Below are 16,284 nucleotides of genomic sequence, written 5' to 3'. Positions count from 1 at the left end.
TTGCTCTGACCAGAAGCCCTTTGGCGGGAGAGCTGAAATCTATGTGGTGAACATTTGTGAATTATTCGAGGCAGCAAAGCAGAGGCTCAGTAACGGATCTCGAGGGTGACTTGGGCGCGCACGGTTTGCTGTCCCCCCTCCACCGGTGTGGATGCTGTTTCTAGACGGGCATAGTCGGCGCGGGCAAAGGGGATCGGCGGCGGGATCATGTAGCCATCGCTCTGAATCTGGATGCGCTCGACGGAACGGATGCTCAGGTTCAAGGCCCCCAGCACATCCTGGGCTTGACGTTGGGCATCTTTCACGGCTTGGGTTAGGGCGCGGCTGCGCGCCTCCAACAGGGTGGCTTCATCAACCCGGAAACTGACCGATTCCACCTGGGTGGCTCCGGCGGCCACGGCTTCATCCAGCACTTGCCCAGCTCTGGCCACAGGCACCTCGAATTGCAGACTGTTTTGCCCCTGCACACCCGTTAGGCGAGGTTGGCCATCCCGGTAGTCGTATTGCGGGTAGAGGGAAATGCCGGTGGTTTGTAGAGCGCCTACTTGCAGCTCCTTGAGGCGATTGACCAGCCGCTCTGAGCGTTCTGCCACCTGTTGTTGTACCGATTGCGCCGTCTCCCCTTGAATGACTACCCCCAAGCGAATGAGGGCAATGGAGTTCTCTACGGAGACCGATCCCTGTCCTGTAACCGTCAACATTCGTGATCCCTCAGCGGGACTGGCCATCGCTCCGCCTCCGGCGATTATGTTCCAACCCAACAGGGCCACCGCCAGTACCAGGCCCAGCCACGCCACCCCCTTCAGCCCTTTCCAACCCCTGATCCCGTTCATTGCTTTCCCCTTCTGTGGTTCAATCCCAGCCTACTCCCACCGCTCCTCAGCCTGATCCGACAAAAGCCCCAGCCACCAGTTCCCTAACCTCACCCAGCCGGTGCGTTCTTGCCCCCACGGATCCCGTATCCGCACACGGAATACCCGTTGATACTTGGAAGTGCTCCCGGAAAAAGGCCCCAGCCGCCAATACCGCGCCTCCTGGCTCAAAATGGAGTAGCCCTGCTTTGCCGCCCACCGCTGCAGCAATTCTTGGCTGCGTCTTTGTTCCCAGACAAAAATTCCCATGAAAAGGGCAACAGCAACCGCCGCCCCTACTAGGGTCAATGCTAGCTCAGACATGGGGGTAGACAGCAAGGCTACTGCCCATCCTATGGGAGTTGCTCCAATGCTGGGATCCCCGGCTGCAAAAGTTAACCTTCGCCGCTTACCCGCTCTTAGACCCTAGATAGAGGGATCCCTGCTTCAACCCATCAGACCGTATGATTGAGGCAGGGTGGTCAAAACTCAATCGGTTCTCAAGTCGTTAAGGTCTCTTTACAGAATGGCCGAATCGAAACTGCGACAACTGCTGCACGATCTGGATGTTGAGCTGCAAAAAACCCCTGGCTTGGATGAAAAGCAGCGACAGCAAATTGCCGCCATTCGCCAGGAAGTGGAGGCGGTGCTGGCCGATCTGGGATCCCCGACCGAGAGCAAACCGAGCCAAGGCCCCAGGGATCGCATCGGAGAGGCGCTGGGCCTGTTCGAGACCTCGCATCCCAACCTCACCCTGATCCTGGAGCAGGTGATCGACACACTGGCAGGGATGGGTTTGTAGGTTCAGGGTCCGTAAAAGGGCTCACCAGAAAGCTCCCTTGCTTGCTAGCCTTGGTAATGCGTTGAAAGCTCCTGCTCTATGACCAGCACTCTCCACTCCACTTCGTTTAACACCGCCCGCTCCAAACAGATTTTTGCCCGGGCACAAAGCCTCATGCCGGGGGGAGTGAGTTCTCCGGTGCGCGCCTTCAAGTCGGTGGGCGGGGATCCCGTCGTGTTCGACCGTGTCTCAGGGGCCTACGCCTGGGATGTGGACGGCAACCAATACATCGACTACATCGGCAGTTGGGGGCCTGCCATTGTCGGCCATGCCCACCCCGAGGTCATTGAGGCTCTGCGCCGAGCTTTGGAGAAAGGCACCAGCTTCGGCGCCCCATGCGTTCTGGAAAATGAACTGGCGGAGCGGGTCATTGAGGCGGTGCCCAGTGTGGAGATGGTGCGCTTTGTCAATTCCGGCACTGAAGCTTGCATGGCGGTGCTGCGCTTGATGCGGGCCTATACCGGTCGGGAAAAGGTGATCAAGTTTGAGGGCTGCTACCACGGCCATGCGGACATGTTTTTGGTGAAAGCCGGTTCGGGGGTGGCCACGCTGGGCTTGCCAGACTCGCCGGGGGTGCCCAAGGCAGCTACCAGCGCTACGCTGACGGCTCCCTACAACGACCTGGAGGCAGTCAAGGCCCTGTTTGAACAGCACCCCGACTCCATTGCCGGAGTCATCCTAGAGCCGGTGGTGGGCAATGCCGGCTTTATTCCCCCCCAGCCGGGCTTCTTGGAAGGCTTGCGGGATCTCACCCAAAAGTACGGAGCCCTACTGGTATTTGATGAGGTGATGACCGGCTTTCGCATCAGCTATGGCGGTGTACAGGCCAAGTTTGGGGTCATCCCCGATTTAACGACCCTGGGCAAGGTCATCGGCGGCGGCCTGCCGGTGGGGGCCTACGGCGGTCGGCGAGAAATTATGGAGATGGTGGCTCCAGCGGGGCCGATGTATCAGGCGGGCACCCTTTCCGGCAACCCCCTGGCCATGACAGCAGGGATCCAGACACTGGACATTTTGCGCCGCCCGGGCACCTACGAGTATCTGGAGCGGATTACCGAGAAGTTGGCGACGGGGCTATTGCAGATCGCGCGGGAAACGGGGCATGAGATGTGCGGGGGCTATCTGCCCGGCATGTTTGGCTTCTTTTTTACTGCCGGCCCAGTGCGCAACTACGAAGAGGCCAAGACTTCCGATCTGCAGAAATTTGCCCGCTTCCATCGCGGCATGTTGGAGCGGGGAGTCTATCTGGCGCCCTCGCAATTTGAGGCCGGCTTCACCTCCCTGGCCCACACAGAGGCCGATGTGGAGAAAACCTTGGCCGCAGCGCGAGAGGTGTTGAGCACCCTCTGAGTCTGCAATTCACCCTCTTTCGAGGCGGGATCCCTGCTATGGCCGAGCACATCCACCGCAACTGGAGCATGACTCTAGTCAATAATAAGCTCAACTATACTGAAAATAATGTATAATATGTTCAGTACGGATTACTACCAGTTGATCTTTCTGTTTACTTTCGAGTCTGCCAACATGGTAGCCAAAGCAAAGCAGAAAATTGGTAGTAAGACGACACGGAAACTGCGCTTTGGGTATTCTACTCAAAGCTTTGCGGGATACCGCCATTCTGTTTGGAAACAAACAGAATGCTATCGCTGCATAGTTGAACAGTGATGTTCAGCAGTGTTCAGCGTAAATGTATCAGCATCACCACCCAAGCTACAGAGAAGGGGTTTATCTTTCGCTGCCGGCTGCTCCAGCAAGATGGCTCTTGCGAGTCGGAGATTGGCACCAAAGCCTACGGCTACTTTCAAAACGAGGCCGAAGCTATTCTGGCGGGCATGGTCTGGATCGACCGGCAGCAACTGCCAGATCACCTAGACGGTCTACTGTTTGACAATGAGGAGCCGGAAGGTTAGATAGGGGCTTCTTCTCGCACCAGCCGCTCCCAACCCAAGCCTTTGAGGGCAGCATTGCGCCGCAGCGGTCGGGTCACCAGCTCCAGCAGAGCCTGGGTGTTGCCGAAGCCGTGGATCTGGGCGAAGGTGAACTCCACCGACCACTTGGTGGTTATCCCCCGTGCCTCTAGGGGGTTGGCGTGGGCCATACCTGTGATCACCAGATCCGGCTGCAGGGCCTTGATGCGCTGGATTTGGTTGTAGTTATCCGGCTTTTCTACGATGGTGGGCTTGGGCACTCCCATCTCTTCGCAGGTGCGCTCCAAGAGGGCCAGCTCAGCCGCTTGGTAGCGTTTGTCCATGTAAGGGATCCCAATTTCCTGCACCGTCATGCCACAGCGCACCAGGAAACGGGCCAGCGAGATCTCCAGCAGGTTATCGCCCATGAAGAAAACGCTTTTGCCCCGCACCAGCTCCAGATAATCCCGAACCTGGGGATGGTTCCACACTTCCGCTTCCCGCTCTGCCAAGCCTTGAGTTGGGATCCCCAATTCGCGGGCAATGGCTTCTATCCAGGCGCGGGTGCCATCCGGCCCGATGGGAAAAGGAGCGGTGATGAGCTTAGCCTTTTTACGGCGTACCAGCGTGGTGGCTGTGCGGCTGAGGAAAGGATTCACCCCCACCACGTAGGTGCCCGGCTCGATGGCCGGCAGCTCTCCATAGCGTTTGGCCGGCAACCAGCCGGAGACGCGGATCCCGTGTTTCTTCAGCTCCAGGGTGAGTTGGGTAACCACCGGATCGGGCACCGAGCCGAAGATCACCAAGGGAGGATGCTTGTGGAAGCCTTCCTCCTCTTTCTTTGTTCCAGAGCGGAGCCCGTAAAAAAGCGCCTGGAGACCCCCGCGGGTTTCCTGCTCCTCTGCCCGCACCTGCTCTGGGCAGCGCTGAGCCATCGAGGCCAAAACCGTGTCTTCCCCTTGGGTAAAAGCGTAGTCGAGGCCATTGGCCCGGGCCACCACAATCGGGATCCCAATCTCCCCCTCCAGCTTCTGGGCTAGGCCCTCCAGGTCCATTTTGATGATCTCGGTGGTGCAGGTGCCGATCCAAACAATCACGCTGGGATTGCGATCCCGCTGAATTTGCAGGCACAGCCGCTTCAGCTCCTCATAGTCGTTGAGCTTGGCGCTAATATCCCCCTCTTCCAGCTCCGCCATGGCATAGCGGGGCTCGGCAAAGATCATCACCCCCATGGCGTTTTGCAGAAAGTAGCCACAGGTTTTGGTGCCGATGACCAAAAAGAAGCTGTCTTCAATTTTTTGATAAAGCCAGGCTACACAGCTAATCGGGCAAAAGGTATGGTAATTGCCGGTTTCGCACTGGAAGTTAAGGGCATTGGCACTATCCAAAGCAGCATTCATGCTCGTCTCCTAAAAACATAAAAGAAGGGAACGTTGCCAACTAGAGGGCTACCAACTGGGGCACACCCACCAATTTTTCGCTGAGATCCCAAAGCAGTTTGGCCTTGGCATCGTCCGCCGCCTCGTCAGAGACTTCTTGGTTAAAGGGCTTGGCATTCTTGCGTTGCCGGTTACCCCAGCTCCAGTAGAATCCCGACCGACGAAACTCGGGATCGGCCACCACTTGGGCCACCCGCTCTCCGGCCAATTCCTGAGAAACAAATCCGCCCGTGATGTTTTTTTGAAACCAGGGGAAAAGTTTCTGAAACAGGGGATAGTGATGGCGGAACAGAGCCGTGGTGGCTACACACCCCGGATAGAGAGAGAGGAACGTGATGCCAGTGCTTTCGTGGAAGCGGCGGTGCAGCTCGCGCATGGTGAGGATATTGCAGACTTTGCTGTCTTTGTAGGCTTTCACCGGATCGAATTTGCCGCCATCGGCCATGCTGATGGGATCCTTAAAGCCCTGGGCAAACCCCCGCAGATCCCCCAGGTGGGGTTGGGGTGGGATCTTACCCCCCAGCTCCTTGGGATTGTGGGTAACCGTGCCCAAGATCACCAGCCGCCGATCCGGATAGGTGGAGCGTTTCAGATCCTCCAGCATCAAGTGGCAGAGCAAGAAATGCCCCAGATGGTTGGTGGCCATGGTCAGCTCATATCCTTCCGGGCTGCGCAAGGGCTGCTTGAGCAAGGGCATGTAGATGGCGGCATTACAGACCAAGGCGTCCAAGGAACGGCCCCAGTTGCGGAACTGCTCGACAAACCGCCGCACGCTGGCCAAGCTGGCCAGATCGATCTGCATCAGGGTATAGCTGCCCTGGGGGATCCCCACTTGCTGGGCCGCCCGGTAGGCTTTGTCCAGATCCCGACAGGCCATCACCACGTGCCAGCCGCGCTTGGCCAAGGCCAAAGCTGAGTATAGGCCAACACCCGAGGAAGCTCCGGTAATCACGACGGTGGGTTGCTCTTGTCCTTGCATATCCAACTCCTGTGCCATTTCCTTCCCAAAGCGGGATCCCTACAGGATCCATCTTGGGGGGGAAAGCGGATCGGACAACAAATTGATAAGGTTTGCGACGGTTTTCCGAAACAGTGGCTTCATCTTTGGACACACTGCCCCCGCTGGCAGGGGATCCCTTACACCAAGGCCAGTTGGCGGGCTGGAGTGTTGTAAAAGTCGGAGAGCAAAGCAAACAGCTCCCGATCTTCGGCAGGTTGGGGCACGATCCCTTCCGGACGGGCCAGCAGCTCATCGGCGATGTTCAGGTAGTACTGGCAGACAGGCTCCAGGCTGGGATCGGTTTCCGCCATCTCGAAGAGGGTTTTGCCCTTGACCCGCGAGACGCGAATATCTTCAATGAGGGGAAGCACCTCGATAACCGGCATGGGAACTGCCGAGACGTATTTGTCAATCAGATCCCGCTTACTGGTGCGATTGCCGATCAGCCCGGCCAACCGCAGCTTGCGGGTTTTGGCCTTTTCTCGCACCGAGGCAGCAATCCGATTGGCGGCAAACAGGGCATCAAAGCCGTTGTCGGTTACGATCAGGCAGTAGTCGGCGTAGTTGAGGGGAGCCGCAAAACCGCCGCACACCACATCCCCCAGCACATCGAAGAGGATGACATCGTACTCATCGAAGGCGTTCAGCTCCTTCAGGAGTTTGACGGTTTCCCCCACCACATAGCCGCCACAGCCGGCCCCTGCCGGGGGCCCACCCGCTTCCACGCAGTCCACGCCGCCGTAGCCGCGGTAGATCACATCTTCTGGGTAGATGTCTTCGTGGTGATAGCCCTTGGCTTCCAGGGTGTCGATGATGGTGGGGATGAGAAAGCCGGTCAGGGTGAAGGTGCTGTCGTGCTTGGGATCACAGCCAATCTGCAAGACCTTTTTGCCCCGCCTGGCCAAGGCCACCGAGATGTTGCAACTGGTGGTGGATTTGCCGATCCCACCTTTTCCGTAAACTGCCAACTTCACAGCGCGTTCCTCCATGGGGCAGACAAGGGACATTATCGGCAGCCAACCCGCCCCCTGAGAACTGTTGCGAAGGATAAAGGTGGATCCCTCAAAAAGCTAGAAGTTCCCAGATCTTGCAAATGGTCCTAAGAAAGTTCCCAGGGCTTCTCAAGTCGATTTTTGATGTTTTTCCCGATTTTAGTTTTAGATATACTTTCATCAGTGATCAAAAGAAAACAATTCCAGATGACAATTCACCCAAATCGGGAAGGATTCAGCTATGCCATGGCGCTGATCCCGTCCTCTTGGCTTGGCGCTGAGGCAGGTCTGGGCTGAGAAAGAATCAAGAATGGTCTCAATTCTGGGGGGAAGGTGGGGGGAACCCTTCGCTCTCAGGGATCGAAGGCAAAAGTAACTCGCACCGCTCCTGCAGAATCCACCTCGATCCTGCGCAGGAATTCCCGCAGGTAGGCACGCCGTTCGGTCTCGCTGAGGTCTTGCCAGAAGGGCGGGATGGAGAGGGTTTGGATGGTCTGGGTGAGGTTGGCGGGGGGGAGTTGCTCCAGCTTTTGGGCCAAGCGGGCCGTCTCTGCTCGCAACTGGTAGCGACGCTGGGCCAGGGAGGCCTCGTCCATTAGTCCAGATTGCTGCAGCTCTTCCAATTGCCGCAGCCGCTCGGCGTTGGCCTGGATTTGGGCTTGCAGCTCTTGGCGGACTTGGGTGAGGGCTTGTCGATCCAGCGTCTGGGCGCGTTGGGGCAGTTGTTCGCACACCTGCCGGATCACCTCCTGCAGGACTTCGGTGTAGGGGAGGCTGTAGCGACAGGTTTGGCAGCGCAGATAGAGGTAGGGGGATCCGTTCTTTTTCCCCTTGCGAGGGGTGGTTTGCACAATGCGCAGAAGGCTGCCACAAGCGCAGCAATGAACCAGGCCGGCCAAAGCGCGGGGAGCACTGGCGCTGCGGCGAGGGATCCCTTGGTTGCGTTTGAGCCAGCGATCGATCTGGGCGGCTTCCGTGCGGCTGAGAAGGGCCGGGTGAGTATCCCGCAGGGTGGTGCCGTCGGCATAGGCCAGATCCCCGCGGTATACCGGGTTGAGCAGCCAGTTGCGTCCGGTGGCCACAGAAATCCGCTTGTGGTGTTTTTCCTCCAAGAAGCGCACCGCCTGCCGCAGGGATCCGTAGAGGAGAAAGTGCTGGAAAAAATCCTGAACGATGCTGGCCTGCCGGCGATCCAGCACGTAGCGTTCCCCTTCGCGGCGGTAGCCAAAGGGGGCAGGGCCGGGGGGAGGCTTGCCCGCCAGGCGGTTTTGGGCTTGGCTGCAGCAGAGGCGGCGGCTTTGCAACTGATGGGGGATCTCGGCCAGCAGCGGGATCCAATCGGCAGCCTTGGTGGGGGTTTGCAGACCGGATTCGGTGACCAAGCTGAGGCGGATCCCGGAGTGTTGGATTTGCAGCAGCCGCTCGTGGATTTCATCCGCCCGATCCCCCAGATCCGACAGGCGCAAGAGCAGCACTTCCTGCACCCAGCCGGCTGTGATGCGTCGGAACAGCTCCTCCAAATGAGTTCGGGATCCCCAATCGTGCAGGATGGGATCGGCCCCTCGCCCCTGGAGCCAGGCCAACTCCTGTTCCGGCAAAGGGGCATGGGAAGGCGTGTAGAGGTAGCCGCAAACGCTCATGGACAAGCCATTCAACTATTGTCACCGCCGCTGCGCCAGAACGGAATCAAGCACCTGGCGAATGTTGCCCTGGGCCTGTTGCAAGTGCTGACGGGCCTCTTGAGCAGAGCACCCCAGCAAGGCCACAAGGATGGCGGTTTTGACCTCTCCATCACAAGCCTGCAGCAATTGGGCAGCCGCGGCGGGATCCAGATCGCAGGCTAGGGCCACTATTCGCTCCGCCCGTTGCTTGAGCTTGGCATTGCTGGCCTGGAGATCCACCATCAGGTTGCCATAAGTCTTGCCCAAGCGGATCATCACTCCAGTGGAGATCGTGTTCAACACCAACTTTTGGGCTGTGCCGGCTTTCATGCGGGTGGATCCGAGGATTACCTCCGGCCCCACCAAAGGGGCAATAGCAATATCCACCTGCTCGGTTAGAGGAGAAGGGTGATTGCAGGCCAGGCCAATCGTGAGCGCCCCAATACTTCTGGCGGCTTGGATCCCACCCAGCACATAGGGGGTACGACCGCTGGCAGCAATTCCCACCACACTATCTTGAGCTTGGAGGTGGAGACTCTCCAGAGCGCGGGCAGCCGCTTCTGCGTCGTCCTCTGCACCCTCTACCGCCTGGGTCAGGGCTTTTTCCCCCCCGGCGATCAAAGCCACCACCTGGGTGGGGGAAGTGCCAAAAGTGGGCGGGCACTCAGCCGCATCCAGCACCCCCAGCCGACCTGAGGTTCCTGCCCCGATATAGATCAGCCGCCCGCCGCGACTCATCCGCTCGGCAATGGCATCGATGGCTTGGGCAATCGGCTCTGCTTGAGCAGCCACCGCTTCCGGCACCCGCCGATCCTCAGCGTTGATCCGTTTCACCAGTTCCCAGGTGCTGAGACGGTCGATCTCGGCTGTGGCCGGGTTGGGGCTTTCGGTCAGGGATCCGGGATCCCAAGCCAATTGTGGAGAAACCATGGCAGCGCTTGTCCAGGCAAGAGGGATCCGCCTTCAGGGATCCTACACTTTGTCTTCTCGGATTCTATCGGTGGCAGGGGGCTCTCCTGAGGGAGCAGTGGAGGGAAAAACTGCGCCAACAGCACCACAACAAGGGCAAGGAGCACCAAGCCGGCCCCCTTCGCCAACGTCCATTCAACCAAAACCTCTGCCAGCGGAAACGCAGCGCGGCCATTCTCCAAAGATGCCCCCATCACAAGCGGCGACCAGCCCAAATACGCCTCAGTCGGCAGCCCAACCGGTGAATTGACGAAGGCGAGCGCCGCCCAGTGGCGGTACTCTAGAAGGTGTTCTAAGGACTCCGTCCCGCTACTGCGATGAGTAAGTCCGTGCAAGCGATGGCAAGGACTCCGTCCCGCTACCGCGACCAGCCTGCCCTGCGCATCTTGATCGTGCGCCATGGTGAGAGCACCTTCAACCTGGAAAATCGCATTCAAGGCCGCTCCGATCTCTCCCGGCTCACCCCCACTGGAGAAGTGCAGGCGCAGCGTGTAGCCGAGGCCCTGGCCGGGATCCCGTTGGATTGCGCCTATTGCAGCCCCCTGTCTCGCGCCCTCGAGACAGCTCGCATCCTTTTGAAAGACCGAGAAGGGATCCCTCTGCACGTTACCGATCAACTGCGGGAGATCGACCTGACAGCCTGGGAAGGGCTGACCTTTGCTGAGGTGCAGGAGAAATACCCCGAAGATTACCACCTGTGGCGGCACCATCCCGACACCCTGGAGCTAGAGGGCCGCTTTCCGGTGCGGGATCTCTGGCAGCAGGCGCAGGGGTTTTGGGAAATGCTGGCTTTCCATCTGCAATCGGCTTCAGGCCCCTGGAACCATGGAGCGGATCCCTCCCAGAGACAGACCCTCAATATCCTCATCGTGGGCCACAGCGGCATCAATCGCGCCCTGGTCAGCACCGCCATCGGCCTGGGGCCACACCACTATCACCGCCTCGGGCAGGATAACTGCGCCATCAGCGTTCTCAATTTTCCCGAGGGCCTGCAGGGGCCGCCACAACTGGAATCTCTGAACATCACCGCTCACCTCGGCCAAGCCCTGCCCAAGCGCAAGCAGGGGATGCGCATCTTGCTGGTGCGGCATGGGGAAACCCAATGGAACCGAGAGCGCCGTTTTCAAGGGCAGCGGGATATCCCCCTCAATGCCACCGGGGAGGAACAGGCAGCCAAGGTGGCAGAATTTTTGGCCACTCAACCTCTGCAACTGGCCTTCTCCAGCCCCCTGAAGCGCCCTTGGGCCACAGCCGATGCCATCTGCAGCAACCACAGCAACCTCATTTTGCGCCCAATGCCCGACTTGCAAGAGATCTGCCACGGCGACTGGGAGGGCAAGCTGCAAAGCGAAGTCGAAGCTGAATACCCCGGCGAGCTGGAGCGCTGGCAACGGGATCCCGCCAGTGTGCAGATGCCCAATGGGGAAAACCTTCACCAGGTGTGGGAGCGCACTCGCTCCGCTTGGCAGGAGCTTTTGGCCATCACCGCAGCCCAGTTTCCTCAGGGCACGGCGGTTGTTGTTGCCCACGATGCCATCAACAAGGCGATCATCTGTCAGTTGTTCGACCTTTCCCCCCAAGCCTTTTGGATCTTCAAGCAGGGGAATGGCGCCATTACGGTGATCGACTATCCAGAAGGCAAGGAGGGTGCCCCGGTTCTGAAGGTGTTGAACCTCACCACCCATCTGTCGGGCCAGATCTTGGACTGCACCACCGCTGGAGCTTTGTAAAGATGGGCTCATCCCCTCTCCGCGAGCTAACAGGACGACTAACAGGACAAAATGTGCATCTCCAGGGAGTGCGCCTGTTGGATCCTTGGCGTCAGCGGGATGAAGTAACCGATGTGTGGTTGCAAGAGGGTCGTCTGCGGGCCACCGAGCCGGCAGGGATCCCTGCCGATATCCCCACCATCGATGCCTCGGGCTGGGTAGTGGGGCCGGGTTTGCTGGATCTGTATGCCCACAGCGGCGAGATGGTTGGCAGCGGTCGCGTAAGCGGTGCGGAGCACTTTCTGGCCCACAGTCGGGAAACCCTGACCTCTTTGGCTGCAGCGGCTTTGGCGGGAGGCTTTACCCAGGTGGGGCTTCTGCCCACCCCCCTTCCCGGAAGCGGCTTATTTCCCGTGCTGGATCGCCCGGAGCACCTGAACCGCTACCCCCGCCAATTGGGGGATCCCCGCTGGCTGCCCTGGGCTGCCCTGAGCGTGGGTGGCCAAGGAGAAACCCCAACCCCCTGGGGAGAACTGGCGCAAGCGGGAGCAGTTGGTTTTGCAGAAGTTCAGCCGCTGCGCTCCCTGGCTCTGCTGCGGCGGGCTCTGGAGTATTTGCGGCTGGGGAAGAAACCCCTGCTGCTCTGGGCCTGGGATCCCACCTTGGCCGGGCAAGGCAGCCTTTACGAAGGGATCTGGGCGCTGCGCCTAGGGCTGAAAGGGATCCCTGCCAGTGCCGAAACTGCCGCTCTGGCCCGTCTCTTGGAGGTGATCAGGAGCGTTCCTTCCCCCCCGCCCGTGCACATCATGCGCCTGAGCCAAGCCCGCAGCCTGGAGCTGATCCAACAGGCCCAAGCAGAAGGACTGCCGGTTACCGCCAGCACCACTTGGATGCACCTGATCTTGTCCGAAGAGGCCGTCCTTGAGCATCGCTACGATCCCCACCTTCGTCTCCTGCCCCCTCTTCCCAGCGCCGGCGACCGGGAGGCTCTGATCGCCGGGATCCGTTCCGGCAACTTGGGGATCGCTACGGATCACCACCCCTACACCTACGAAGAGAAAACCCTGCCCTTTGCCGATGCTCCGCCGGGGGCGATGGGCCTGGAGCTGGCTCTGCCGCTGCTGTGGCAACATTTGGTGGCAACGGGATCCCTGACGGCGCTGCAACTGTGGTCTGCCCTCAGCCTGTACCCGGCCCGCTGCCTAAACCTAGATCCGCCCACCCTCACCCCCCACAGCGACTGGGTGCTGTTTGATCCCACCCACCCTTGGACGGTTTCTGCGGCCACTCTCCACTCCCGATCGCCAGCGACTCCCTGGCTGGAGAAAACCCTGTGCGGCAAAGTGCTGCACACCCATGTTGAGGAGATCCCATCCCGCAGCTCTGCCCCTTGATCCCGAAGAAGGCCGACAAGACCTGTCCGGAGAAAGAGCCAATTCAAAGAGGGGGATCCCTTCCCGCCAGCAGGACGAGTCCTTAATTCAAAACTAATTCAAAACTCCCCGGCCAGAGCGGCTACACAACGCTCACACAGCTCTGGATGTTCGGCAAATTCCCCCACACGGGTGGAATAGTTCCAGCAGCGCACGCACTTTTGGCCGTCAGCCGGAAAAACAGAGACCTCCAAGCCTTGACCTGAGGTTTTCTCCAGTTCCACCTGTGAGGTGATGAACAAGTAGCGCAACTCGGCAGCCCGCTCCTGCAAAAGAGCGTATAGGCTGGGATCCGCTACCTTCAGGATTACCTTGGCCTCGGTGGAAGCGCCGATGGGCTTAAAGGACTCCGTCCCGCTAACGCGACCGGTACGGGCTTGCTCCAGAGCCTTGTTCACCTCTTGGCGCACCTCTCGCAGCTGCTCCCAAATGGCCGCCAACTGGGGATCCCGCCAGTGCTCCGGCAGCTTCATCCACCCCCCCTCAAACACCGAACGGGTGGGCTTGGGATAGGGCAGATGGCTCCAAATCTCTTCGGCCATGTGGGAGAGAACGGGGGCGATGGCCTTGGCCAAGTTCTCCAGCAACAGGGAGAGCACCGTTTGACATTGGCGCCGCCGCAGACTTTGGGCATGGCTAATGTAGAGGCGATCCTTGCCAATATCCAGGTAAAAGTTGGAGAGATCCACCACACAGAAGTTCTGAATCGCCTGGAAAAAGCGGTAGAACTGATAGCTGGCAAAAGATTCGCCGATCTCGGATCCCACCTCGTGCAGGCGGTGCAGAATGTAGCGATCCAACTCCGTCAAGGCTGCAAAAGGAACGGCATCCTGAGCCGGATTGAAATCGTAGAGGTTGCTCAGCAAAAAGCGAGCTGTGTTGCGGATTTTGCGATACACATCCGCCATTTGCCCAAGAATGGTCTTGCCCAGCGGCACATCCCCGGAGTAGTCCACACTGGAGACCCACAGGCGCAGCACATCCGCCCCGTAGGCGGGATCCGTCTGGGGATCTTTGCCGCCGTTAATTAACACCAGCGGATCGATGACATTGCCCAGGGACTTGCTCATTTTCTGGCCTTTCTCGTCCAGCACAAACCCATGGGTGAGCACCGCCTTGTAGGGGGCATGGCCGTTGACGGCCACGGAGGTAAGCAAACTGGATTGGAACCAGCCCCGGTGTTGGTCGGAGCCCTCCAAATATAGATCCACCGGGTAGCCCAACCCCTGCACCTTGGCCACTGCTGCCCAGGAGGAGCCGGAGTCAAACCACACGTCCATGGTGTCCATCCCTTTGCGGTAGGTGCGGCCATTGTGGCGGTACTTCTCCGGCAGCAACTCCTCCACCGGGCGCTTCCACCAGGCGTCGGATCCCTCTTGGGCGAAGATGGCCTTGATGTGGTCGAGGGTCTCGGCGGTGAGCAAGGGCTCGCCGGTTTCTTCGTCGTAAAAGACGGGGATGGGCACACCCCAAGCCCGCTGGCGGGAAATACACCAATCCGAGCGCTCCGACACCATAGCAGTGATGCGGTTCTCCCCGATGGCCGGGATCCATTTCACGGTTTTAATGGCCTGCAGGGCCAGCTCCCGGAAGCCAGCTACAGACGCAAACCACTGCTCGGTGGCCCGGAAAATCGTTGGCTCTTTCGTGCGCCAGTCGTAGGGATATTTGTGGTTGTAGGGCTCTTCCTTGAGCAAAGCCCCCGCAGCCTGCAGAGCCTGGATGACAGCAGCATTGCCGCTGGTCTCCGGCTTCTTGGAGAGCACATCCAACCCGACGAACTGGGATCCGGCCTCGGCGGTAAATCTCCCCTGATCGTCCACAGGGCTGAGAATGGGCAGACCATACTTTTGGCCGGTTTTGAAGTCATCTTCCCCATGCCCCGGAGCTGTGTGCACAATGCCGGTGCCGGACTCGGTGGTGACATAGTCCCCCAGCACACAGAGGCTGGCGCGGTCAAAGAGGGGGTGCCGTCCTTGACTGTATTCCAGGGCGGATCCCGGCAGGGTGGCCTTGATCTCCAGAGGCGTCTCCAGAACCTTCTCCAGCCGCTCCCGCAGATCGGCGGCGATCAACAGCAGGCCGAAGCGGGGAGACTCCACCACTGCATAGGTGAGCTTGGGGTTAAAGCAGAGAGCCAGGTTGGCCGGGATCGTCCAAGGGGTGGTGGTCCAGATGGCTGCCCGCAGGCCCGGCATGAAAGGCTCCAAAACCGGCTGCGCCGCCGGGCTCAGGCTCTGCAGGGGAAAGGCCACGTAGATGCTGGGGGAGATGTGGTTGTCAGGGTACTCCAGCTCCGCTTCCGCCAGAGCCGTCTGGGAGCTGGGGCTCCAGTGGACGGGTTTGAGGCCGCGGTAGATGTAGCCCTTGAGGGCCATTTGTCCAAACACCTCAATCTGTGCGGCTTCGTACTCCGGCGACAGGGTCAGGTAGGGCCGATCCCAGGATCCCCATACCCCCAGGCGCTGAAAACTGGCCCGCTGCACATCAACGTAGTGCAGGGCGTACTCCTTGGCTTTTTGTCGCAGCTGCAGAGGGGTGAGGTTTTCCCGCTCCTGCGGAGTGAGGCTTTGCAACACTTTCAGTTCGATGGGCAGGCCGTGGCAATCCCAGCCGGGCACGTAGCGCACCTTGCGCCCCTGCAGGATGTGGTACTTGTTGACGATATCCTTGAGGATCTTGTTGAGGGTGGTGCCCATGTGGATATCGCCATTGGCGTAGGGCGGTCCATCGTGCAGGACAAAGGGATCCCCAGGATTGTGGTCGGCAAGGCGCTGGTAGATTTGCTCTTCCTGCCAAAAGGCTTGAATGGCGGGTTCTCTCTTGGCGGCCTCTGCCCGCATGGGAAACTGAGTTTGGGGCAGGTTGAGGGTACTTTTGTAGTCCACGGCAACTCGAGCAACCTAAAGGGCGTCTCTCTATCCTACGCTGTCGCCTCATCCTCAGCAGTCCATCCCTCACCCCTCTTGTGGGACAGGGGATCCGAAGCCCACGGTCACCCAGAGCGCCTGGAGCTCTCAAACGGCTCCAACAAACCACCGCATGAACTCCCTGATCGAGAAAACAAGAAAAGATTTGTGCTAGTCTCAGGGTGTCGTTTAGTAAGGGAGGTTCCTGCGGATGCCAGATAGTAGTAGTTGTAAGGGTCGTCAAGTTGGGTTCAGCCGGCTGTGCGCCGGGGCTGTTCTCTAACGGTCTGAACTTAGATCCTTCAGTCTGCTGAAGAGTCTTCACGTTCTGGCTCGCTTGGAGTTCCTCCCGGCAGTCAGGTTCCAGTTGAAGGCCCGCTAGACCGCTCTTTCCCTGACCGCCTGTTGTTGCCTTGGGGGTGGGAGAGAGCGGATAGTTTTGCAGATAGCTGTAGCGGGGCTTGGAATGGACGGGCGTGTAAACTACCCGGCTCCGACCGCTAAGCGGTACGGAGCGGGCTTTCAGTAGCCCTGGGCCTGCTCTGCTCTACCAGAGAACAAAACAGGCCCGAA

General features: G+C 59.4%; 13 protein-coding genes. 5 read left to right on the top strand and 8 right to left on the bottom strand.

Going from position 1 to position 16,284, the window contains the following annotated elements:
- Positions 1 to 86: 86 nt before the first annotated feature.
- Together ACVWVQ_RS04830 and ACVWVQ_RS04825 are read right to left on the bottom strand one after the other, a co-directional pair.
- Complete coding sequence (locus tag ACVWVQ_RS04830) at positions 87 to 833, bottom strand: SIMPL domain-containing protein (protein ID WP_457507180.1); 747 nt, start codon at positions 831 to 833, stop codon at positions 87 to 89.
- A gap of 30 nt (positions 834 to 863) precedes the next feature.
- Complete coding sequence (locus tag ACVWVQ_RS04825; RefSeq protein WP_457507178.1) at positions 864 to 1,175, bottom strand: hypothetical protein; 312 nt, start codon at positions 1,173 to 1,175, stop codon at positions 864 to 866.
- A gap of 202 nt (positions 1,176 to 1,377) precedes the next feature.
- Between ACVWVQ_RS04825 and ACVWVQ_RS04820 the strand changes: the two genes are divergently transcribed.
- The 3 genes from ACVWVQ_RS04820 (at position 1,378) to ACVWVQ_RS04810 (ending at position 3,602) form a co-directional block, all read left to right on the top strand.
- On the top strand, positions 1,378 to 1,653 hold the full coding sequence (locus tag ACVWVQ_RS04820) for a DUF4404 family protein (protein WP_414330610.1): 276 nt from the start codon (positions 1,378 to 1,380) through the stop codon (positions 1,651 to 1,653).
- A gap of 78 nt (positions 1,654 to 1,731) precedes the next feature.
- Complete coding sequence (hemL, locus tag ACVWVQ_RS04815; protein ID WP_414399924.1) at positions 1,732 to 3,042, top strand: glutamate-1-semialdehyde 2,1-aminomutase; 1,311 nt, start codon at positions 1,732 to 1,734, stop codon at positions 3,040 to 3,042.
- A gap of 314 nt (positions 3,043 to 3,356) precedes the next feature.
- Entirely contained in the window at positions 3,357 to 3,602 is a 246-nt protein-coding gene (locus tag ACVWVQ_RS04810; protein ID WP_414330709.1) for a hypothetical protein, read from the top strand.
- Here ACVWVQ_RS04810 and ACVWVQ_RS04805 read toward each other — a convergent pair.
- The 5 genes from ACVWVQ_RS04805 to murQ all read right to left on the bottom strand — a co-directional run bounded on the left by ACVWVQ_RS04805 (position 3,599) and on the right by murQ (position 9,621).
- The gene (locus tag ACVWVQ_RS04805) at positions 3,599 to 4,999 is read right to left on the bottom strand and encodes a ferredoxin:protochlorophyllide reductase (ATP-dependent) subunit N (RefSeq protein WP_457507176.1); all 1,401 of its coding nucleotides are present in this window, start codon (positions 4,997 to 4,999) and stop codon (positions 3,599 to 3,601) included. The two genes, ACVWVQ_RS04810 and ACVWVQ_RS04805, sit on opposite strands and share 4 nt — an antisense overlap.
- Before the next feature lie 40 nt (positions 5,000 to 5,039).
- Complete coding sequence (locus ACVWVQ_RS04800) at positions 5,040 to 6,017, bottom strand: protochlorophyllide reductase (protein WP_414349746.1); 978 nt, start codon at positions 6,015 to 6,017, stop codon at positions 5,040 to 5,042.
- A gap of 158 nt (positions 6,018 to 6,175) precedes the next feature.
- Positions 6,176 to 7,012, bottom strand: coding sequence for a ferredoxin:protochlorophyllide reductase (ATP-dependent) iron-sulfur ATP-binding protein (bchL, locus tag ACVWVQ_RS04795; protein ID WP_041437180.1), 837 nt, complete (start codon positions 7,010 to 7,012; stop codon positions 6,176 to 6,178).
- A 371-nt stretch (positions 7,013 to 7,383) separates the two neighbouring features.
- Positions 7,384 to 8,670 (bottom strand): recombinase family protein, encoded by a 1,287-nt coding sequence (locus ACVWVQ_RS04790; protein ID WP_414400729.1) that lies wholly within the window; start codon positions 8,668 to 8,670, stop codon positions 7,384 to 7,386.
- A 21-nt stretch (positions 8,671 to 8,691) separates the two neighbouring features.
- On the bottom strand, positions 8,692 to 9,621 hold the full coding sequence (murQ, locus tag ACVWVQ_RS04785; RefSeq protein ID WP_457507173.1) for an N-acetylmuramic acid 6-phosphate etherase: 930 nt from the start codon (positions 9,619 to 9,621) through the stop codon (positions 8,692 to 8,694).
- Positions 9,622 to 9,998: 377 nt separating this feature from the next.
- On the opposite strand from murQ, the gene ACVWVQ_RS04780 reads away from it, so the two are divergent.
- A complete protein-coding gene (locus ACVWVQ_RS04780; RefSeq protein ID WP_457507271.1) occupies positions 9,999 to 11,390 on the top strand; it encodes a histidine phosphatase family protein in 1,392 nt (463 codons plus the stop codon).
- 2 nt (positions 11,391 to 11,392) lie between these two features.
- On the top strand, positions 11,393 to 12,763 hold the full coding sequence (locus tag ACVWVQ_RS04775) for a dihydroorotase (RefSeq protein WP_457507171.1): 1,371 nt from the start codon (positions 11,393 to 11,395) through the stop codon (positions 12,761 to 12,763).
- A gap of 98 nt (positions 12,764 to 12,861) precedes the next feature.
- Here the strand turns inward: ACVWVQ_RS04775 and ileS are convergent, their stop codons facing one another.
- Positions 12,862 to 15,645 carry an isoleucine--tRNA ligase gene (gene ileS / locus ACVWVQ_RS04770; protein ID WP_457507269.1) on the bottom strand — a complete coding sequence of 928 codons (2,784 nt, stop codon included), beginning with the start codon at positions 15,643 to 15,645 and terminating at the stop codon, positions 12,862 to 12,864.
- Positions 15,646 to 16,284: the final 639 nt, after the last annotated feature.

This window comes from Thermostichus sp. MS-CIW-36, assembly GCF_054059035.1.
The sequence above is the reverse complement of the archived record's forward strand: the minus strand, read 5'-3'. Positions and strand labels throughout refer to the sequence as shown.